The following is a 20,928-nucleotide window of genomic DNA, read 5'->3' on the forward strand; positions in this document are numbered from 1 at the left end:
TGTCCTGCCGGACATCTCCCCCTCAAGGGGGGAGATTGGCAGTTTTGGCCTTGCCGCCCCTTCTGCAACGCCTGAGATTGGCGAAAGCCCGCGCGACATCTAATCTCCCCCCTTGAGGGGGAGATGGCCGGCAGGCCAGAGGGGGGCGCTGTCCCGCCGACTTCTCAATACGGGCTCACCACGTCCCCCGTCTCGACATACACCGCCTTGAGCTGCGAATAGAGCGCCAGCGCCGCCAGCGAATTCTCGCGCCCGATGCCTGACTGCTTTACCCCACCGAACGGGATTTCCACCGGCGTTAGATTGTAGGCATTGATCCAGCAGGTGCCCGCCTGCAGCTCGGCGATGACGCGATGCGCGCGCTGCAGGTCACGGGTGAAGACGCCGGCAGCAAGGCCGAATTCGGTGTCGTTGGCGCGGTCGATGACCTCGTCCTCACCGTCAAATTTCAGCACGCTCATCACCGGGCCGAAAATCTCCTCACGCGCAATGCGCATGGTGTCCGTGACGCCTGTGAACACGGTCGGCTCGATGAAGAAGCCGCCGTCAAAACCCTGTAGCGACGGAACGTTGCCGCCGCAGGCCAGCGTCGCGCCATCCTGCTGGCCGGCCTTGATGTAGGAGACAACCTTTTCCTGCTGCGCCTTGTTGACCAGCGGTCCCATCTGCGTTTCCGGGTCGAGCGGATCGCCGATGCGGATCTTTTTCGTCCGCTCGACCAGCCGGTCGACGAAGCGGTCGTGGATGCCGCTCTGCACGAACACACGCGTGCCGTTGGAGCAGATCTGGCCCGTGGAGTAGAAATTGCCGAGCATGGCGCCGCCAATGGCGTTTTCGAGATCGGCGTCGTCGAAGACGATCAGCGGCGACTTGCCGCCGAGCTCCATCGTCGCGTGCTTCATCTTCGAGCCGGCGAGCGACAGCACCTTACGGCCGGTCGGCACCGAGCCGGTCACCGACACTTTGGCAACGACATCATGGCCGACAAGGCCGGCGCCGACGTCGCCATAGCCTTGCACGACGTTGAACAGCCCGTCGGGCAGGCCGGCCTCGCTGTAGATCTCGGCCAGTGCCAGCGCCGACAGTGGCGTGTTCTCCGACGGCTTGAAGACCATGGCGTTGCCCATGGCGAGCGCCGGCGCGGATTTCCACCCGGCGATCTGGATCGGATAGTTCCAGGCGCCGATGCCGACGCACACACCCAGCGCCTCGCGGCGCGTATAGGCAAAGGGCCCGCCGAGATCGATGGCCTCGCCGTTGAAGGCGGCGACCGCGCCGCCGAAATATTCGAGGCAATCGGCAGCCGAAGGCGCGTCCGCCACCAGCGTTTCCTGGATCGCCTTGCCGGTGTCGAGCGTCTCGATGCGGGCGAGGTCGGCGTTACGGGCGCGCAGAATGTCGGCGGCGCGGCGCAGGATGCGGCCGCGCTCCACCGGCTTCAGCCGCGCCCAGGCGGGCTGTGCCGCGCGTGCGGCCTCGATGGCGAGTTCCAGCACATTCGGCGTCGCTGAATGCAGCGTCGCGATGATCTCACCCGTTGCCGGATAGATCACCGGCAGCGGCGCGCCGCCTTCGTCCTCGATATAGCGGCCGTTGACATAGTGCGATGCCGTTGGCTGGGCGCGCATATGAAGTCTCCAATGATCTTCCTACAGCGCCGCGCGTCCTCTTGGACGCGCAAAGGTCGCTGTAGCACTTTAGTTTGGCGGAAGCACTCCGCCCGACAATGCCCTATCGATCCGCGACCTGCCAGCGCGGATTGATCCAGGGTTCCTGGTTGGACGGCGCCAGCGGTGTGCGGCCGAGGATGTGGTCGGATGCTTTCTCGCCGGTCATGATCGACGGCGCGTTGAGGTTGCCGTTGGTGACGCGCGGAAAGATCGAGGAGTCCGCGACACGCAGGCCGTCGACACCGATGACCCGGCACTCCGGATCGACCACGCTCATGATGTCATCGGCGCGGCCCATCTTGCAGGTGCCGCACGGGTGGTAGGCACTCTCGGCATGATCCCGGATGAAGGCGTCGAGATCCTCGTCCGACTGGACGTGCGAACCCGGCGAGATTTCCTTGCCGCGGAAACTGTCGAAAGCCTTCTGGCCGAAGATCTCGCGGGTCAGCCTGATGCAGTGGCGGAACTCCGTCCAGTCGTCTGGATGCGACATGTAGTTGAAGCGGATCACCGGCGTCGCTTTGGGGTCGGGCGAGCGCAGCGTCACCGAGCCGCGCGACTTCGAGCGCATCGGCCCGACATGCGCCTGGAAGCCATGCGCCTTCGCCACCGCCTTGCCGTCATAGCGCACCGCCGCCGGGATGAAGTGATACTGGATGTCGGGGTAGTCGACGCCGGCCTGCGAGCGCACGAAGGCCGCCGCCTCGAAATGGTTGGTGGCGCCGAGCCCGGTCTTGAAGAACAGCCACTGCGCCCCGATCAGCGCCTTGGAGAATGGGTTCAGCACCGAGTTCAGCGTGATCGGCTGTGTCGATTCCTGCTGGATGTAGAGCTCCATATGATCCTGCAGATTGCGGCCGACGCCAGGACGGTCGGCCACGACCTGGATGCCGTTTTCGGCAAGATGCGCGGCCGGGCCGATGCCGGACAGCATCAGGATCTTGGGCGAATTGATCGACGATGCGGCGACGATGACCTCACGTCGTGCCTTAACGACTTGAATCTGTTTGTGAGCTTCGATCTCGACGCCGACGGCGCGGTGATTCTCGATGATCACCCGGCGGGCGAAGCCTTTGACCACACTGACATTTTGCCGCTTGAGAGCCGGCTTCAGATAGGCACTCGCTGCAGACCAGCGGCGGCCGCCGCGAATGGTCTGTTCCATCGGTCCGAAGCCTTCCTGCTTCGAACCGTTGTAGTCGTCGGTCAGCTCAAAACCCGCCTGACGGCCGGCCTCGACAAAGGCGCCGTAGAGCGGATTCTTGCGCGGGCCGCGCTGCACATGCAGCGGGCCACCATGGCCGCGCCAGCCGTCCTCGCCGCCGTCATTGTCCTCCATCCGCTTGAAGTAGGGCAGTACGTCGGCGAAGCCCCAGCCGGTCGCACCCTCTTCGGCCCAATGGTCGAAGTCGCGGGCATGGCCGCGCACATAGACCATGCCGTTGATCGACGACGAACCGCCGATCACCTTGCCGCGCGGCGTCGCCAGCACACGGCCGCCGAGATGCGGCTCCGGCTCGCTGGCAAAGCCCCAGTCGTAAAGGCTCATGTTGAGGGGGATCGACAGCGCCGACGGCATCTGGATCAGCGGCCCGATATCGGTGCCGCCGAACTCGATGACGATGACCGAATGCTTGCCGTCTTCCGACAGCCGGTAGGCCATGGCCGAGCCGGCCGAGCCGGAGCCGATGATGACGAAATCTGCTTCAAGCATGGTTCATATGCGCCATGAAATCGGCGAGCGAAACGTTGCCGCCGGTAGCCACAACCAGGACGGTTTTACCCGCCACATTCACCTTGCCGCCAAGCAGTGCCGCCAGCGACGCGGCGCCCGATGGTTCGAGCACCAGCTTCATCCGTTCGAAGGCGATCTTCATTGCCCGCCGCACAGACGCGTCGTCGACGGTGATGCCGCGCACGCCGGCGGCCTTAACCGCCGCGAAGGGGGCATCGCCCGGCCGCCGCGACATCAGCCCGTCGCAGATCGACTTCGGCGCGATCGGCATGGTCTCGATGGCGCCATGCGCCAGAGACGAGCCCATGCCGTTGAACCCTTCCGGCTCAACGCCGATGATCTCGGTTGCGGGCGACAGATAGTGGAAGGCGAGCGACACGCCGCCAATCAGTCCGCCGCCGCCGACCGAGCAGAACAACAGGTCGGCCTCAGCGCCCTTGGCCGCAAGCTGCTCCAGCGCTTCAAGGCCCGCGCCGGCCTGGCCGGCGACGATCTCCGGATCGTCGAACGGATGCAGCAGCGCGAGGCCTTCGGTCTCGGCGATCTCGCGCGCCTTGGCGGCAGCGACTTCCTCCCGAGCGCGATCGCCATGATCGGTCAGCACGACACGCGCGCCATAGCCTGCTGTCGCATCGCGCTTGGCGGCCGGCGCGTCGATCGGCATGACGATGGTGACGGGAATACAGAGCGCCTGGCCCGCCGCCGCCAGCCCTTGCGCGAAATTGCCAGAGGAGTAGGCGACGACGCCCTTCTTCGCCTCGTCAGATGACAGCCGCTTCAGCCGCCAATAGGCGCCGCGGACTTTGAACGAGCCTGCCCATTGCAGCGATTCCGGCTTGATGAAGACGCGGGCAGCACCCGTCTCCTTGGCCAAGGCTGCCGATTCGAGCAAAGGCGTGATCTGCGTCGCCTTCGACGTCACGGCATAGGCCTGCCTGAGGTGATCGAGGGAGGGGACAATGGTCATCATTCGCCTCGCGGAAAGCGTTTCTGTTCCTCGAGATTGTCGAGGTTCATGTGGTTGCGCATGTAGCGTTCCGAGGCCTTTTGCAGCGGCTGGAACTCCCAGGGGTAGTGCGTGCCGTTGCGCAATGCGGGATAGACCACCCAGCGCCGTGCCTGGCTGGCGCGCACGGCGGCATCGAAGGCGGCCATGTCCCAGCGCGCCCGCACCGCTGCTGTGAAGGCTGCGACCAGATCGGCATGCGCCGGATCGGTGGCAAGATTGGTCAGCTCGCGCGGATCGGCTTCGAGGTCGAACAGAAGCGGCGGGTCGATCTCGCAATGGATGAATTTGTAGCGGCCGTCGCGGATCGCCACCAACGGTGCGTTGGAGCCCTCGGCGGCGTATTCCATCAGCACCGGGGCGTCGCGTTTCGTGCCCTCGATCAACGGCAGCAGCGACTGGCCGTCGGTCCATGGCGCGATTGCGGAAATGTCGATGCCGGCGAGATCGCACAGCGTCGGCGTCACGTCGAGGTTGGAAACGGGCGCGTCGATCAACCCCGCCGCAATGCCCTTGCCGGCGATCATCAGCGGCACCCGCGCCGAGCCCTCGAAAAAGTTCATCTTGAACCACAGGCCGCGCTCGCCAAGCATGTCGCCATGGTCGGAGCAGAACAGGATGATGGTGTCGTCCAGCATGCGCGTGCGTTCCAGCACCGACATCAGCTCGCCGACCTTGTCGTCGAGATAGGAGATGTTGGCGAAGTAGCCGCGCCGCGAGCGGCGGATCTGCTCCGGCGTGATGTTGAAACTGTCGTAGTCGCTGGCGCGGTAGAGCCGTTGCGAATGCGGGTCCTGATCGGCATAGGCGATGAAACCCACTTTCGGCTCCAGCGCCGGACAGTCTTCATAGAGATCCCAATATTGCCGCCGTGTGACATAGGGGTCGTGCGGGTGGGTGAAGGAAACGGTCAGGCACCAGGGCCGGCTGGCCGCATCATCGGAGGTACGGGCAAGATCGTAGAGCTTTTGCACGGCGTGGAAGGCGACCTCGTCGTCATACTCCATCTGGTTGGTGATCTCGGCGGTCCCGGCGCCGGTCACCGAGCCCAGATTGTGATACCACCAGTCGATGCGCTCGCCGGGCTTGCGGTAGTCCGGCGTCCAGCCGAAATCGGCGGGATAGATGTCAGKGGTCAGCCGCTCTTCGAAACCGTGCAACTGGTCAGGCCCGACGAAATGCATCTTGCCCGACAGGCAGGTGTAGTAGCCAGCGGCGCGCAGATGGTGCGCATAGGTTGGGATCGAGGAGGCGAACTCGGCGGCATTGTCGTAGACTTGAGTGCGCGACGGCAATTGCCCGCTCATGAAGGCGGCGCGACCGGGCGCGCAGAGCGGCGAGGCCGTATAATTGTTCTGGAAGCGCGCCGAGCGCGCGGCCAGCGCCTTGAGATGCGGCGCGTGCAGGAAGTCCGCCGGCCCGTCCGCAAACAGCGTGCCGTTGAGCTGATCGACCATGACGATCAGGATGTTGGGTCGCTTGCCGGTCACTGTCGCCCGCTGAGTTTGATTTCCAGATAGTCCTCGACCAGCGCGATCGCGGTCGCCGCGTCCGGCACGCCGTCCTTCAGCGCCCGTCTGATGTAGAGCCCGTCGATCAGCGCCGCGGTCGCTTCCGCCGCGCGGTCGGCTTCGTGCCTGGCCAGGATGCCGGTCAGTCCGCTCATCAGGTTCGAATGCAGCCGCCGCGCATAGACCCTGAGCAGTCGGCGCAAGGCCGATGATTTTTGCGCCTCGACATAGAAGGCGAGCCAGGCGGCGATGGTTTCCGGCTGGAACTGGATGTCGGAGAAGTTGACGGCCACCACGGCCGAGACACGTTCGCGCGGCGAACTAGCGGATTGCAGGGCGCGCCGCATGTCGATGGTCAGCTCGGCCAATATGTGCCGCATCGTCGCCAGCAGCAGTTCATCCTTGGCGCCGAAATAGTGGTGCGCTAGTGCCGACGACACGCCGGCGCGGCCGGCAATCTCCGACATGGTCACGTCGAGCGAGCCGCGCTCGCCGATCGCCGAGATCGTCGCGTCGATGAGCGCCCTGCGGCGCAACGGTTCCATTCCGACTTTCGGCATTGTTGTTCCCGGCTCTTGGCCTGCATGATTATTTTTTATTGATCCGTCAATCAACAAAAAATCGACTCGATTGCAGCCTGCACCAAGCGATTGTCGGCGTGCGGCCCTTTTCGATGCGGTAGCGATTGTTTACATTTGAACAATAAAGGCGAACTGCGCCATGAGCCCACATGCTAGGCTGGCGCCAAGGATGGAGACCGCCATGACCGCATGCATCGTTGGCTGGGCGCATTCGCGCTTCGGCAAGCTGGAAGGCGAGACGCTGGAAGGCCTGATCACCAAGGTCGCGGTCGACGCGCTCGACCATGCCGGCATCGGCCCGGACGAAGTCGACGAGATCGTGCTCGGCCATTTCAATGCCGGCTTTTCCCCACAGGATTTCACCGCCAGCCTCGTGTTGCAGGCTGACGACCGGCTGCGCTTCAAGCCGGCGACCCGGGTCGAGAACGCCTGCGCCACCGGCTCGGCCGCAGTCCGGCAAGGCATCCGCGCCATCGACGCCAATGCCGCCCGCATCGTGCTGGTGGTCGGCGCCGAGCAGATGACGACGACGCCCGGGCCTGAGATCGGCAAGAACCTGCTCAAGGCCTCCTATCTGCCGGAGGAGGGCGACACCCCGGCCGGCTTTGCCGGCGTCTTCGGCAAGATCGCGCAGGCCTACTTCCAACGCTATGGCGACCAGTCGGACGCGCTCGCCATGATCGCCGCCAAGAACCACAAGAACGGCGTCGACAATCCGTACGCGCAGATGCGCAAGGATTTCGGCTACGAGTTCTGCCGCCAGGAAAGCGAGAAGAACCCCTTCGTCGCTGGGCCACTGAAGCGCACCGACTGTTCGCTGGTCTCCGACGGCGCAGCCGCTCTTGTCCTCACCGACACATCGACGGCGCTGAAGATGCGCCGGGCCGTCGCCTTCCGCGCCAACGAACATGTCCAGGATTTCCTGCCGATGTCGAAGCGCGACATCCTGTCTTTCGAAGGCTGCGAGCAGGCTTGGAACCAGGCCTTGAAAAAGGCAGGTGTGACGCTCGACGACCTCTCCTTCGTCGAGACGCATGACTGCTTCACCATTGCCGAGCTGATCGAATATGAGGCGATGGGCCTGGCCAAGCCGGGCGAGGGCGCCAAGCTGGCGCTGGACGGCACAACGGCCAAGGACGGCAGGCTGCCGGTCAATCCATCTGGCGGGCTGAAGGCTAAGGGCCATCCGATCGGCGCCACCGGCGTGTCGATGCATGTGCTGTCAGCCATGCAATTGACCGGCGAGGCCGGCGGCATCCAGGTGCCGGGCGCAAAACTCGGCGGCATCTTCAACATGGGCGGCGCTGCCGTCGCCAACTACGTTTCCATCCTCGACCGGATCAGGTAGAAGCAGCCCGTATTTTTCGGGGCAGCTTATGACAAATCCGGTTCTGGTCGAAGTCTTGCGCGGCGCGATCGTCGAGAGCGCCCATCGCGGCGCTGTGGCAATCTTCGATGGCGACGGCAAGTCTGTCCTGGAGATCGGCGATACGGCGCGGCCGGTGTTTCCGCGCTCGGCGGTCAAGGCGATCCAGGCGCTGCCGCTGGTCGAAAGCGGCACCGCCGATGCGTACGGTTTCGGCGACCGTGAACTGGCGCTTGCCTGCGCCTCGCATTCCGGCGAACCCGCGCATGTTGAACTGGCGCAGGCGATGCTGGCCAAGGCCGGCCTCGACAAGTCGGCGCTGGAATGCGGCGCGCACTGGCCCTCCAGCCATGACGCGACAATTGCGCTGGCGCGCGCCGGCGGTTCGCCAAATCCGCTGCACAACAATTGTTCCGGCAAGCATTCCGGCTTTCTCTGCACCTGTGTGCATTCTGGCATTGCTCATCGCGGCTACGTCCAGGCAGGCCACGCCTTTCAGGAGATGGTGCGCGACGCCATGCAGGCGGTAACCGGCGCTGCCCACGACGTCGATGACCGGGCAACCGATGGCTGCTCGATCCCGACGTATGCCGTGCCGCTGAAAAGCTTTGCGCTGGGCTTTGCCCGCATGGCGACGGGCAGGGGTTTTGCGCCGCAACGTGCAAAGGCAGCCAAACGTCTGCTGTCTGCCTGCATGGCCGAGCCCTTTCTGGTCGCCGGCACCGGCAAGGCCGACGTTGCGCTGATGCAAGCCGCGCCCGGCCGCATCTTCGTCAAGACCGGCGCCGAGGGCGTCTATTGCGCCGCCGTTCCGGAACTTGGCCTTGGCATTGCGCTGAAATGTGATGATGGCGCTGGCCGCGCCGCCGAGGTCATGATCGCGGCGGTGCTGGCAAAGCTTCTCAGCGCCGATGACGCGCTGGCGGCCAACCTTCTGGACCAAGCCAATCCGCCGGTCGAAAGCCGCATCGGCGCCAAGGTTGGCTCGCTGCGCCCGACGGCGGCGCTCAGCTGACGCGGTTTCGTTCAACCGTCAGATGCGCATAGCCGCTATCGCTTGATTTGGCGAGGTCGCCGGTCGCCGGTTCGGCCCAGCGCTGGCCGATGATGGCGCCGTTCTTGGCCCCGTCGATAACATTGTCTGAGATGATTGCGGTTCCAGCCCCCTCGACCACGGTGACGGCGATGCCGGTTCCGGCCTGACGGATGATGTTGCCGGTCGCCACCACATTGCGCATGTAGGCTCCCCAGCCGATCTGCATGCCGTAGAGCGGCGCGTTCTCGACGACATTGCCTGTAACCGTGGTGTCGGCCTCGACGCTGATGCCGACGCCGAAGCCGGGCGCATCGGCGGGGTAGGGGCCGGTGGTCGAGAGGTTGCGCACGATGTTGTTCGAGCACACGCCCATGCGGCCGCCCTCGTTGAAATTGACGATCGAGATGCCGTTGGCCGCACCATCGACGATGTTGTTGCCGATGATTGCGCCCTCGAAGGAGAATTCGGAATAGAGCGCGGTTTCGCCCGAGCGCGAACAGGTGTTGCCGGTCATCGTCAGATTGCTGGAGCTGTTGGCGCGGATCGCCGAGAAGGCGCAGTCCGAGACGATGTTACCCGTGACGGAGACATTGCCGGCGCGAAAGGCGTTGATGCCATTGCCATTCTGGCCGGTGCCGCCGCTGCGCGCACCGATCCGCTGCACGCGGTTGCCGCTGACGATGGTGCCGTCTTCGGCCTGCTGCCAGCGGTGCACCAGAATGCCGCCATTGCCGCAGTCGGACACGGTATTGTTGGATATCGCCAGACCGGCGGCTTCGACCGAGTAGATGCCGGCGTCCGCAGCCCCCGAAATCTCCGAGCGCTCGACGCGGCCGGCTGCGTGCTCCAGCGCCAGTCCGTGCTTGCCGCTGCCTGTAATCTGGCAATTGTCGATGACGAGATGAGCGACGCGGCGCAGGTCGAGCAGGCCTTGCGCGTCATCGGTCAGCCAGTTGTTGGCGCCGTCGAACACCAGCCCGGTGAGTTCGATATGCTCGGCCTGTTCGGCCGTCAGCAAATGACCGTTGCCGCCATAAAGAATGCGCGAGGCTCCGGGCACGCCGGAAAGCCTGACACGGGCGGGCAAGGTCAGGTTGGAGACGACATAATTTCCGGGCGGCAGGAACACCGGCGCGTTGCGCTCGCTGGCGTCGGCAAGCATCTTGGCGAACGCCTTGCTCTGGTCGTCCGGCGCGTTCGGCTGCAGGCCAAGTTCCGTGGCGTCGATCGAGCCGCGCGTAGCCGTCTTCGCCGAGGCCTTGCCCAGCGAAAGGCCGAGCACGGCGAAGCCGGCCGTCCCCTTCAGAAGCATTCGTCTGTTCACCATTGGCACATCCCTTGCGATCCTCCGGCCAACCGCAGGAATCGTGCCAGCCGCAGCGGTCTTCGCCCGGCCATAGTCCGGCCAATGACCGGGCTCGGCAAGTAGCTTGTACAGTCGCCGAAGCGGGCCTAAGTTTATCCGATGAGCAGAGCTTTTACCCGCGAGGAAGACAGCGAAAACGCCATTGCCGGCATCGGCGAGCGGCCGATCAGCCCGCACCGCAATCTGGTCACGGAGCGTGGACTGGTGCAGATCGAGGACAATCTGGCCGATCTGCGCGACATACTGGCGAAAGCCGAGAGAAAAGCCGATCGCGAGCGCATCGCTGTCGTGTCGCGCGACCTGCGCTACTGGACCGCGCGGCGTGAAAGTGCCGAGCTCTCCGTTCCTGAGCCGGGCAGCGACCAGGTGCGCTTCGGCATGGGCGTCACGCTGGAAAGTGATGACGGCAAGAAGGTGCACTGGAAGATCGTCGGCGAGGACGAGGCCGATCCGTCAAAGGGCAGCATTTCCCACGTCTCGCCGATGGCTGTTGCCCTGTTCGGCAAAAAGGCCGGCGACGTCGCAAGCGTCAACGGCAAGGAATGGGAAATCGTCAAGCTGTCTGACAGCTAGTCTTCAAACTTGACGACATGATCGCGGAAAAACGCTGCCGCGCCCGCTTCATCGATATCGCCTGAGGCAACGGCCATCACGAACTCGTAAAGCGTGCCGTTGTCGGCTGTCAGGGCGCGGCCGTTCACGATCAAGAATGCGCCTGCGGCCACGATTGCTGTCTGTTTGTTGCCATCGACAAAAGCATGGTTCCTGGCGATGCCGAAGACATAGGCGGCCGCGAGATCCTCAATCGAAGGGTCTCCATAGTTGGCCTTGTTCACGGCGCGGGCGAGCGCGGATTCGAGAGCATTTTCGTCCCTCAACCCTTGCGCTCCGCCATGCCGGCGCAACTGCTCGGCATGCATCGCTTCGACGGCACGCCGCGTCAGAAACTCCCAACTCATTCTGCAAGCTTCTGAAGCGCGACCTTGTATTTGTCCATGACCTTTCGGGCAGCTTCCATCTGCCGCTCGAAACTGTCGTCAACCGGCTCAAGGGCAATGCCCCTGTCGGTCTCGACGATCTGAAGTTGATCGCCCGTCTTCAGGTTCAGGCGGTCGAGCATCTCCTTCGGCAGGATCACCCCGTCGGAATTGCCGATCTTGCGAATAGTCGTGTTCATGGCAATAGCACCTTGTTGCAACGCCGATTATAACGCGACCGGCGCTCTGTTGCAACGGATATTATAACAAGCCTGTCAGCCCCCCAGCAGCCGATCCAACAGCCGATCCGCCGCTTCTGGAATAACCGTGCCCGGCGGGAAGATTTCCGCAGCCCCGGCTTGCAGCACCGCGTCGTAATCCTGCGGCGGGATGACGCCGCCGGCGACGATCAGTATGTCGGCGTGGCCGAGTTTCTTCAGCGTATCGCGCAGTTCGGGGATCAGCGTCAGATGTCCCGCAGCAAGCGATGATGCGCCGACGATATGGACGTCCTGCGCGACCGCTAGTTTGGCGATCTCATCCGGCGTCTGGAACATTGCGCCGACGGTAACGTCGAAACCGAGATCGGCGAAGGCCGTGGCGATGACCTTCTGGCCGCGGTCGTGGCCGTCCTGGCCCATCTTGGCGACCAGGATGCGCGGCTTGCCGCCGGACTTCTTCTCGAAGGCTTCGAGCTTCTCCAGCAGCCGGTCGACCGTCAGATTGTCGCCAAGCGCATTGCGATAGACGCCTGAGATCGTCTGCACCGAGGCGACGTGACGGCCAAAGACCTTTTCCAGCGCCAGCGAGATCTCGCCGACCGTGGCGTTGGCGCGCGCGGCGCGGATGGCGAATTCCAGCAGGTTTTCATTACCTTGCGCGGCGCGGGTCAGCGCATCGAGCGCGCTCTCGACCGCGCCGACATTGCGCGTGCCTTTGAGGTTCTGCAGCTTCGACAATTGCCGGGCCCGGACCTCGGCATTGTCGATCTTCAAGACGTCGACCTCGATGTCGTTCTCCGGCCGATGCGAGTTGACGCCGACCAGCATCTGTTCGCCGGAATCGATGCGCGCCTGCGTGCGCGCCGCTGCCTCTTCGATGCGCAGTTTTGGGATGCCCTGTTCGGTCGCCGCCGCCATTCCGCCAAGGCTCTCGACCTCTTCGATATGGGCGAGCGCGCGCGCCGCAAGATCATGCGTCAGCCGCTCCAGATAGGCCGAGCCGCCCCACGGATCGATGATGCGGGTGGTGCCAGATTCCTTTTGCAGGATCAGCTGCGTGTTTCGAGCGATGCGCGCGGAATGGTCGGTCGGCAGCGCCATAGCCTCGTCGAAGGAATTGGTGTGCAGCGACTGGGTATGTCCCTGCGTGGCCGCCATCGCCTCGATCATGGTGCGGGTGATGTTGTTGTAGGGGTCCTGCGCAGTCAGCGACCAGCCGGACGTCTGCGAATGGGTGCGCAGCGACAGCGAGCGCTCGTCCTTCGGCGCGAAATTCTTCTGCATCAGGCTCGACCACAAAAGCCGAGCGGCGCGGAGCTTGGCGACCTCCATGAAGAAGTTCATGCCGATCGCCCAGAAGAAGGACAGCCGCGGGGCGAAACGGTCGATGTCGAGCCCCGCAGCGACGCCGGCGCGGGCATATTCGATGCCGTCGGCAATGGTGTAGGCAAGCTCCAGGTCCGCCGTCGCACCGGCCTCCTGCATGTGATAGCCGGAGATCGAGATCGAGTTGAACTTCGGCATGTGCTGGGAGGTGTAGGAGAAGATGTCCGACACGATCCGCATCGAGGGCTTCGGCGGATAGATGTAGGTGTTGCGGACCATGAACTCCTTCAGAATGTCGTTCTGAATGGTGCCCGCCAAATCCTTCTGCGCAACACCCTGTTCTTCGGCCGCCACAATGTAGAGCGCCATGATCGGCAACACGGCGCCGTTCATGGTCATCGAAACCGTCATCTCGCCGAGCGGAATGCCGTCGAACAATTGCCGCATGTCGAGGATGGAATCGATGGCCACACCCGCCATGCCGACATCGCCTGATACACGCGGATGGTCGCTGTCATAGCCGCGATGGGTGGGCAGATCGAAGGCGACAGACAGGCCCTTTTGGCCGGCGGCCAGGTTGCGCCGGTAGAAGGCGTTGGATTCTTCCGCCGTCGAGAAGCCGGCATATTGCCGGATCGTCCACGGCTGCTGGACATACATGGTCGGGTAGGGGCCGCGCACGAAAGGCGGCATGCCCGGATAGGTCTCGAGATGGGTGAGGCCCTTGAGGTCGCCTTGGCTGTAGAGATGTTTGACGGAAATGCCTTCCGGCGTCAGCCGCTGGCCCTTGACCTCGACGGGCGCGCGCCGTGGCGCCGACCAGCCGATCTCTGAGAAATCCGGGATCACGGCGCGGCTCCGATTGACTGGTCGATGCGGACCGGAAACAGGGCCTCGCAAACCGCCACGCCCTCGGTGAAAGGAGGCCGCCGCTCGGCCGCCAGCGTCTCGACCGGAGCTTCGCCTTTCAGCGGGTAGAGCGTGGTGCCGATGATTGCCCGTTCGCCGCTCCGATAGGCCTCGGCACGGCGCTCGGATGCTGCCTTGACGCGCGACTGGATATGGCCTTGCTGCAGGCTTACCAGAACGCCGCCTTCCGCTTCGATCCTCTGGAGCTCGTCCCACGCCGCTTCGCAGAGGCCTGAGGTCAGCGCCTCGACCGCGCCCGACCCGAAGGCCGGGTCGGCGACATGGTCGATATGGCTCTCATTGGCCATGACCAGCTGCGCGTTGCGGGCGACGCGGCGGGCAAAGCCGGCCGGCAGCCCATGCGCGATGGTGTGTGGCAGAATGGAGATCGAATCCGCGCCGCCGGCGGCCGCGGCAAAGCTGGCGATGGTGGTGCGCAGGATGTTGGTTTCGGGGTCTGCCGCCGTCATCATGCGGAACGACGTCTCGGCATGGATGTTGGCCGTCGATGCGGGGATGGAACAGGTTTCCTGTATCCGCGCCCACAGCCTGCGCAGCGCCCGTACCTTTGCCATGGACAGGAACTGGTCCTGGTCGACGCTCAGCGCGAAGCCGATATGCGGGGCGGCATAGACAAGCGGCTGGCGCGCATCCTCGAACATCCGGAGATAGGAGACGGCGGAGGCGAGCATGGTGCCGAGTTCCTGCGCCTCGGTGGCGCCGGCATTGTGGAACACCCGTCCGTCTGCCTCCAAGAGCACGCCTGGCACGCCCAGCGAGAAGAAATGCGCCAGCGATTGCGGCATCGATGCCTGCAAGGCCTCGATCGACATGCGCAGTCGGCCGGTTCCGGCAAAGATCGCCGCCGGGTCGATGCCGAAGGAGAGGTTGAGCTTGGCCGGATCGGAGCGGCGCTTGCTCAGGAACGCCACGAGCCAGTCGGCCACGGCGCGGCTCCACGGATGGGCATCGATGCGGATCTGGGTGCGGTTGAGCGGCACGCCGTCCAGCACCGTCTCCAGCGCCTGCGCAGTTCTCGGCAGGCCATAGCCGAACGCATTCGGGGCGCCTTCGAAGACCAGCGACAGGCCGGTTGCGCCCTGCGCGACGTCGTCCAGAGCCTGAGCCTTGGCACGGCCGATATCGGGATCGTCGATGCGCTGGCTGACGATCCAGGGCAATTTGGGGTTGGCGCGCACAAGCGGTTCGGCCCCGGCGGCGCGATCGTAGAGCGGCTCTATTCGAATCTGATCGTCGGTGTGCGAGACCAGTTTTTCCTCGAAGGACGCGCCGGCGAGCGCCTTTTCGGCCAAGGCCAGCCAACGCTGGCGCTCGACGTTTGTGGGTTCGACTTCCTTCAAGGCTCCGGCGCCCATCCATTTTCCTCGTTCTTATGCGGCCGCACCAGCCTCAGCACTCCAGTCTACGGTTCCCAGTCCGATATCGCAATGCAATGCGCCTGCGGGGACCCAATTCGATCCGGCTGACATATGTCAGCCTGCGTGGACGAACCATGAACGATTGCCAAACAGCGGCAAAATCCGCAAGCTCCAAAAACCGGTTTCGAGGATTGGTCCAATTTGGACAATTGGCCCAACCTGGATGAATGGCCAATCTGAATGAATGGCATTGTCGCTGTGCAATGGCCTGACTATACCGGCGGCAAGGCCATTGGCTTTAACACATCAGTTTGCGGAGACACGGACCTATGGCTGACGAGACCAGCATTTTCCTCGGCGCCAGCCGCAAGCCCGACGACAGCTATCAGCGCGCCGAACAGCTGCTGCTGCAATATGGCAACCGCCACGGCCTGATCACCGGCGCCACCGGCACCGGAAAGACGGTCAGCCTGCAGATCCTGGCCGAGGGTTTTTCCAATGCCGGCGTGCCGGTCTTCTGTGCCGATATCAAGGGCGACCTGTCTGGCATCGCCATGATGGGCAAGGCGCAGGATTTTCTGGTCAAGCGGGCCGAACAGGTCAAGCTCGACCCTTATGACTTCCAGGAATTCCCGGTCATCTTCTGGGATTTGTTCGGCGAGCAGGGCCACCCGATCCGTGCCACCGTCTCGGAAATGGGGCCGCTGCTCCTGTCGCGGCTGATGAACCTCTCCGAGGCGCAGGAAGGCATCATGAATATCGCCTTCCGCATCGCCGACGAGGACGGCCTGCTGCTGCTCGACATGAAGGATCTGCAGGCGCTGCTGGCCAGCATTGCCGAGCGCGCCGAGGAAATCAGCTCGCGCTATGGCAATGTCACCAAGCCTTCCGTCGGCGCCATTCAGCGTACGCTGCTGGTGCTGGAACAGCAGGGCGCGGCGCATTTCTTCGGCGAGCCGGCACTGCGCATCGCCGATATCATGCGCACCACCCGTGACGGCCGCGGCGCCATCAGCGTGCTCGCTGCCGACAGACTGATGATGAACCCCAGGCTCTACGCCACCTTCCTGCTCTGGCTGATGTCGGAGCTGTTCGAAGAACTGCCCGAGGTCGGCGACCCCGACAAGCCGAAGCTGGTGTTCTTCTTCGACGAGGCGCATCTGCTTTTCGACGAAGCGCCGAAGGTGCTGATCGACCGCGTCGAGCAGGTGGTTCGCTTGATCCGCTCCAAGGGCGTTGGCGTCTATTTCGTCACCCAGAACCCTTTGGATATTCCCGAAAAGGTTTTGGCCCAGCTCGGCAATCGCGTCCAGCACGCGCTGCGCGCCTATACGCCGCGTGAGCAGCAGGCGGTGAGGACGGCGGCCGAGACGTTCCGGCCCAACCCGGACTTCGACTGCGCCACCGCCATCACCCAGCTTGGCACCGGCGAGGCGCTGGTCTCGACGCTGGAAGCCAAGGGCGTGCCGTCCATGGTGCAGCGGACACTGATCCGGCCGCCGTCGTCCAGGCTTGGCCCGATCACGGCGGACGAGCGCCGCAAGCTGATCGACCAGAGCCCGGTCGCTGGCCAGTACGACCAGACCATCGACCGTGAATCGGCCTTCGAAATGCTGCAGAAAAAGGCCAAGGAGGTGCAGGACGCGGAGGCGCAGCAGCCCGACAGCGGCCGCTCGCGCTGGACCATTCCGGGCTTCGGCAATGACGGTCCGCCGCCGCCGCAATCAGGCGGACGCCGTGCACCGGCGCCGCGCCCGTCAAGCCGCCAGACGGTTGCCGAAGCCGCGATCAAGTCGGTGGTGCGTTCGGTCGGCTCGTCGGTCGGCCGCGCGATCGTGCGCGGGATTCTGGGCAGCCTGTCCAGGGGACGGTGAAAAGTATCAGCCCGCCAGACTGCCGCATCGCGGACAGCCTAGCCGAAGCGGTTGCTCGATTGGCCTCGCTCCCCCGGCCGGAGCGCAAAGAGGCCGCCCTCATGCGGGTGCGCGTCAAGGTGCTCGGCGGTCATCGTGAACCGCGCCGAGGTGACGAACAGAGTATCGAGATCGGCGCCGCCAAAGGCGCAGCTCGTCGGCCACGAGCAGGGCAGTTCGATGGTCCGATCCAGCTGGCCGCCCGGTTCGATGCGGGCAAGGCAGCTGCCGCCCACGACCCTGCAGTTCCAGATGTAGCCTTCGGCATCCATGCAGGAGCCGTCGGGCAGGCCTCGCTCGAACCCGCCGAAAAACCGGCGCCGGTGTTCAAGCCGCGAAGCGGCCCTGTCCCAAGCATAGCTGTAGAGTTCGTTCTTCATTGTGTCGGCCGTGATGAAGCGGCCGTCCTGCGTCCACACCATGGTGTTGGTGATACCGAAACGGTCGTCGGACAGCCGCGTCACGGCCCCGTCGGGGGCAACCCGAAAAAGCTGCCCTGCTTCTTGGGTGATCGCGATGGGCGCATCATCCGGTCCGATATTGTTGGCCATCGTGCCGACCCAGAACGACCCATCGGGCGCGACGACGCCTTCATTCAGCCGTATGTCGGGCCGGTCCGGTTCGATCGTCGCGATCGTTCGGAACTTCCCGCCGAAATCCCACAAGGCAATCTCGTTCCTGAGGCCGACAATGGCGCTGCCATCGGCGCACAGTCCGATCGAGGTGACCAGATCGGGCGTCTCCCAGGACTCGTGAGCTGAGGTCAGCGGATCCAGCCTGTGGATCCTGCGGCCGATAATGTCGATCCAGACCAGCCGGTTGCGGCGATCGTCCCAGATCAGGCTCTCTCCCACCACATCGCGCGCATCGAAAGCCAGGCTAGCGTTCGTCTCGTTCATGCGGTTCCCCAGGTTAGAAACACTCTTGACACATATCTCTTGGATAAATTAACAACAATTAGATAGCAACCTGTCATACAGGTTTTGAGGGAGCGAGATGCAGGATCCGACGGAGACAGCGGCTGAGCCGAATCCCGGCCTTGTGAGCACGGCGATCCAGGCGATCACGCAGCACATCCGCTCCGAGGGCCTTGCAGCCGGCGATCCGCTGCCAAGCGAAGCGGCCATGACGCGCCAGCTCAATGTCTCGCGAACCGTCGTGCGCGAAGCGTTCCGATCGCTTTCGGCAATGCGCCTGATCGACATGAGCGCCGGGCGCCGCGCCACCGTCGCCAAGCTCGACACCGGCGCCATGTCGATGGTGATCGAGCACGGCATAACCACGCAGCAGATCAGCGTTCATCAGGTCTATGATGTCAGGCGCACGATCGAGATGCGCACGGTGGCGCTCGCGGCGCTCCGCCGCACCGAGGCGGAAGCCGCCGCGATCGCGCAATCCGCCCGGCTGATGCGTGAAAATTTCCAGAACCCCGAGATCGTCATGGAGCACGACATCGCCTTTCACGAGGCGATCGCGGCGGCCTCGCACAACCCCGTCTTCTCGCTGATCGTCACCGCCTTCAGCGGGGTCACGCGCCGCACCTGGGTGATCGGCTGGCGAACACGCTCCTCCAGTGAAGACCAGCTCAAAATGATCAAGGGGCACGAGGACATAGCCGAGGCAATCCTCAAGGGCGATCCGCGGCTCGCCGTCGAGCACATGGCGCAACATTTCGACAAGAGCGTCAAGGCGCTGCTCGATGCAGGAATTGCCTGACATGAAGATCACCGCGATCGAGACCATTCGCATCGAGGAGAGGCCTAACCTTCTTTGGGTCGAGGTCCATACCGACGAAGGCATAACCGGGCTCGGCGAGACCTTCTTCCTGTCGCGCACCGTCGAGGCGTATCTGCACGAATATGTCGCGCCACGCGTGATCGGCCGCGATCCGCTCGAGATCGACCTTTTGTCCGCCGACCTGGTCGGCTATCTCGGCTTCCGCTCCAGCGGCGCCGAGGTGCGCGGCAATTCGGCCTTCGACATCGCGCTATGGGACATTTTCGGCAAGGTCACCGGCCAGCCGATCGCACAGCTTCTGGGCGGCTTCAGCCGTCGCTCGATCCGCACCTACAACACTTGTGCCGGCACCGAATACATCAAGGACGCCAAGGGCCAGACGACGGCCAATTACGGCATCGGCGCCGGGCGCGACTATGATGATCTGAACGGCTTCCTCAACCGTGCCGGCGAGCTGGCCGAGGAGCTGCTCGAGGACGGCATCACCGCCATGAAGATCTGGCCGTTCGATCACGCCGCCGAAAAGACGCGTGGCAACGACATTTCGGCGGCCGATCTGAAATCGGCGCTGGAGCCATTCGAGAAGATCCGCCGCGCCGTCGGCGACAAGATCGACATCATGGTCGAGTTTCATTCGATGTGGCAGCTCCTGCCGGCCATGAAGATCGCCGGCGCTCTGAAACCTTACGCCACCTACTGGCACGAGGACCCGATCCGCATGGACAGCCTCGGCGACTTGAAACGCTACGAGGCGGTCAGCCCGGCGCCGATCTCGGCCTCCGAGACGCTGGGCAGCCGCTGGGCGTTCCGCGACCTGCTCGAAACCGGGGCTGCCGGCATCGTCATGCTCGACATCTCCTGGTGCGGCGGCCTGTCGGAGGCGCGCAAGATCGCCGCGATGGCGGAGACCTGGCGGCTGCCGGTCGCGCCGCATGACTGCACCGGTCCGGTCGTGCTCGCGGCCTCGACGCATCTGTCGCTCAATGCGCCCAACGCGCTGGTCCAGGAGAGCGTGCGCGCCTTCTACCGCACCTGGTACCGAGACCTGGTGACGGCGCTGCCTGAGGTGAAGAACGGCATGATCACCGTGCCGCCCGGACCGGGGCTGGGGCTGGCGCTCAACCCCGACCTTGGCAAGGCCTACACCGTCCAGCGCCGCGTCTCCGACAAAACCGACATCTAGAAAATCCAAAGGGAGGAATTGAAATGAAAAAACTGACTGCAACACTTCTGCTTGGCGTCGCTCTTTTCGGCGCCCAGACCGCCGCGCGTGCCGACGGGCTGAACATTGTCTTCACGCACCATTCGTCGGCATCGAACACCTTCTGGCAGGCGGTGAAGAAGGGCTTCGACGACGGCTGCGCCAAGGTCGAGGCCAGCTGCAACATGGTCTTCACCCAGACCGAGGGTTCGATCGAACAGCAGGTCGCCAACATGCGCGCTGCCCTTGCCGCCAAGCCCGACGCGCTGCTGACCTCGATCGTCGACGACCACGCGTTCGATGACGTCATCAAGGAGGCGCGCGATGCCGGCGTGCTGGTGATCGCCGTCAATGTCGACGACACCGAAGGCGCCAAGGGCAATGCGCGGCAGGCCTTCGTCGGCCAGGGCTTCAAGCCGGCGGGCTATTCGCTCGCCAAGGCCATTTCCGAAAGCTTCCCGAAGGACGGCCCGATCAAGGTGCTGGTCGGCATCTCAGCACCCGGCCAGAACTGGTCCGAGAGCCGCGGCGCCGGCGTGATGCAGTTCCTCGAGGAATACAAGGCCGCGCATGCCGACCGTGACGTGTCGTGGGAGCGCATCGACAGCGGCACCGATCTTGCCATCACCTCCGACCGCGTCGGCGCCTATCTCAACGCCCATGCCGACACCACCGCCTATTTCGACACCGGGTTCTGGTGCGCCGGCGTCGCCCGCGTGCTGCAGGATCGCGGTGTAGCGCCAGGCAAGGTCCTGCTCGGTGGCTTCGACCTGGTGCCCGAGGTGCTGCAACAGATGCAGAAGGGCTACGTGCAGGCGCTGGTCGACCAGCAGCCCTACATGCAGGGCTTCATGCCGGTGATGGAGGCCTATCTCAACAAGAAGATCGGCCTGGCGCCTTCCGATATCGACACCGGTCAGGGCATCGTGCGGCCGAACGAGGCCGACGCGATCATGGCGCTCTCCGCCCAGGGGATGCGCTGACAGCGCAGCGC

18 protein-coding genes are annotated in these 20,928 nt (G+C 64.2%); 7 read left to right on the plus strand and 11 right to left on the minus strand.

Annotated features, from left to right (window positions below; all coding sequences use genetic code 11):
- Positions 1-164 precede the first annotated feature (164 nt).
- The 5 genes from betB to betI form a co-directional block, all read right to left on the minus strand.
- Complete coding sequence (gene betB / locus AC1DYO_RS12830; RefSeq protein WP_477263665.1) at positions 165-1,628, minus strand: betaine-aldehyde dehydrogenase; 1,464 nt, start codon at positions 1,626-1,628, stop codon at positions 165-167.
- Between the two features lie 103 nt (positions 1,629-1,731).
- Complete coding sequence (gene betA / locus AC1DYO_RS12835) at positions 1,732-3,384, minus strand: choline dehydrogenase (protein ID WP_477263667.1); 1,653 nt, start codon at positions 3,382-3,384, stop codon at positions 1,732-1,734.
- A complete protein-coding gene (locus tag AC1DYO_RS12840; protein ID WP_477263669.1) occupies positions 3,377-4,375 on the minus strand; it encodes a threonine/serine dehydratase in 999 nt (332 codons plus the stop codon). Before AC1DYO_RS12840 ends, betA begins: the two co-directional genes overlap by 8 nt.
- A complete protein-coding gene (betC, locus tag AC1DYO_RS12845; RefSeq protein WP_477263671.1) occupies positions 4,372-5,901 on the minus strand; it encodes a choline-sulfatase in 1,530 nt (509 codons plus the stop codon). Before betC ends, AC1DYO_RS12840 begins: the two co-directional genes overlap by 4 nt.
- The gene (gene betI, locus AC1DYO_RS12850; protein ID WP_477263673.1) at positions 5,898-6,482 is read right to left on the minus strand and encodes a choline-binding transcriptional repressor BetI; all 585 of its coding nucleotides are present in this window, start codon (positions 6,480-6,482) and stop codon (positions 5,898-5,900) included. The genes betC and betI overlap by 4 nt, the downstream gene beginning before the upstream one ends.
- 202 nt (positions 6,483-6,684) lie before the next feature.
- On the opposite strand from betI, the gene AC1DYO_RS12855 reads away from it, so the two are divergent.
- Together AC1DYO_RS12855 and AC1DYO_RS12860 are read left to right on the plus strand one after the other, a co-directional pair.
- Positions 6,685-7,851, plus strand: coding sequence for an acetyl-CoA acetyltransferase (locus AC1DYO_RS12855; RefSeq protein WP_477263675.1), 1,167 nt, complete (start codon positions 6,685-6,687; stop codon positions 7,849-7,851).
- 28 nt (positions 7,852-7,879) lie between these two features.
- A complete protein-coding gene (locus AC1DYO_RS12860; RefSeq protein WP_477263677.1) occupies positions 7,880-8,884 on the plus strand; it encodes an asparaginase in 1,005 nt (334 codons plus the stop codon).
- Here the strand turns inward: AC1DYO_RS12860 and AC1DYO_RS12865 are convergent.
- Entirely contained in the window at positions 8,877-10,232 is a 1,356-nt protein-coding gene (locus AC1DYO_RS12865) for a TIGR03808 family TAT-translocated repetitive protein (protein WP_477263679.1), read from the minus strand. The two genes, AC1DYO_RS12860 and AC1DYO_RS12865, sit on opposite strands and share 8 nt — an antisense overlap.
- Positions 10,233-10,370: 138 nt before the next feature.
- Here AC1DYO_RS12865 and greA point away from each other — a divergent pair, with 138 nt between their 5' ends.
- Entirely contained in the window at positions 10,371-10,844 is a 474-nt protein-coding gene (gene greA / locus AC1DYO_RS12870; protein WP_477263681.1) for a transcription elongation factor GreA, read from the plus strand.
- Here greA and AC1DYO_RS12875 read toward each other — a convergent pair.
- From AC1DYO_RS12875 to AC1DYO_RS12890, 4 genes are all read right to left on the minus strand, one after another.
- Positions 10,841-11,230: a type II toxin-antitoxin system death-on-curing family toxin gene (locus tag AC1DYO_RS12875; RefSeq protein ID WP_477263683.1), complete on the minus strand. Its 390-nt coding sequence runs from the start codon at positions 11,228-11,230 to the stop codon at positions 10,841-10,843. The genes greA and AC1DYO_RS12875 overlap by 4 nt on opposite strands.
- Positions 11,227-11,448 (minus strand): AbrB/MazE/SpoVT family DNA-binding domain-containing protein, encoded by a 222-nt coding sequence (locus tag AC1DYO_RS12880; protein WP_142866662.1) that lies wholly within the window; start codon positions 11,446-11,448, stop codon positions 11,227-11,229. The genes AC1DYO_RS12875 and AC1DYO_RS12880 overlap by 4 nt, the downstream gene beginning before the upstream one ends.
- 75 nt (positions 11,449-11,523) lie before the next feature.
- Positions 11,524-13,644 (minus strand): methylmalonyl-CoA mutase, encoded by a 2,121-nt coding sequence (gene scpA / locus AC1DYO_RS12885; protein WP_477263685.1) that lies wholly within the window; start codon positions 13,642-13,644, stop codon positions 11,524-11,526.
- Positions 13,641-15,080, minus strand: a complete 1,440-nt coding sequence (locus AC1DYO_RS12890; protein WP_477263687.1) for a methylmalonyl-CoA mutase subunit beta — start codon at positions 15,078-15,080, stop codon at positions 13,641-13,643. Before AC1DYO_RS12890 ends, scpA begins: the two co-directional genes overlap by 4 nt.
- Positions 15,081-15,412: 332 nt before the next feature.
- Between AC1DYO_RS12890 and AC1DYO_RS12895 the strand changes: the two genes are divergently transcribed.
- Positions 15,413-16,957 (plus strand): helicase HerA-like C-terminal domain-containing protein, encoded by a 1,545-nt coding sequence (locus AC1DYO_RS12895; RefSeq protein WP_477263689.1) that lies wholly within the window; start codon positions 15,413-15,415, stop codon positions 16,955-16,957.
- 38 nt (positions 16,958-16,995) lie between these two features.
- Here the strand turns inward: AC1DYO_RS12895 and AC1DYO_RS12900 are convergent, their stop codons facing one another.
- Complete coding sequence (locus AC1DYO_RS12900; RefSeq protein WP_477263691.1) at positions 16,996-17,895, minus strand: SMP-30/gluconolactonase/LRE family protein; 900 nt, start codon at positions 17,893-17,895, stop codon at positions 16,996-16,998.
- Positions 17,896-17,992: 97 nt separating this feature from the next.
- Here AC1DYO_RS12900 and AC1DYO_RS12905 point away from each other — a divergent pair, with 97 nt between their 5' ends.
- The 3 genes from AC1DYO_RS12905 to AC1DYO_RS12915 are packed head-to-tail and all read left to right on the plus strand — an operon-like array spanning position 17,993 to position 20,917.
- Positions 17,993-18,712, plus strand: a complete 720-nt coding sequence (locus AC1DYO_RS12905; RefSeq protein ID WP_181062131.1) for a FadR/GntR family transcriptional regulator — start codon at positions 17,993-17,995, stop codon at positions 18,710-18,712.
- Between the two features lies 1 nt (position 18,713).
- Complete coding sequence (locus tag AC1DYO_RS12910; protein ID WP_477263693.1) at positions 18,714-19,916, plus strand: mandelate racemase/muconate lactonizing enzyme family protein; 1,203 nt, start codon at positions 18,714-18,716, stop codon at positions 19,914-19,916.
- Between the two features lie 23 nt (positions 19,917-19,939).
- Positions 19,940-20,917 carry a substrate-binding domain-containing protein gene (locus AC1DYO_RS12915; RefSeq protein ID WP_477263695.1) on the plus strand — a complete coding sequence of 326 codons (978 nt, stop codon included), beginning with the start codon at positions 19,940-19,942 and terminating at the stop codon, positions 20,915-20,917.
- Positions 20,918-20,928 lie beyond the last annotated feature (11 nt).

The organism is Mesorhizobium sp. P2_F5, from assembly GCF_056403715.1.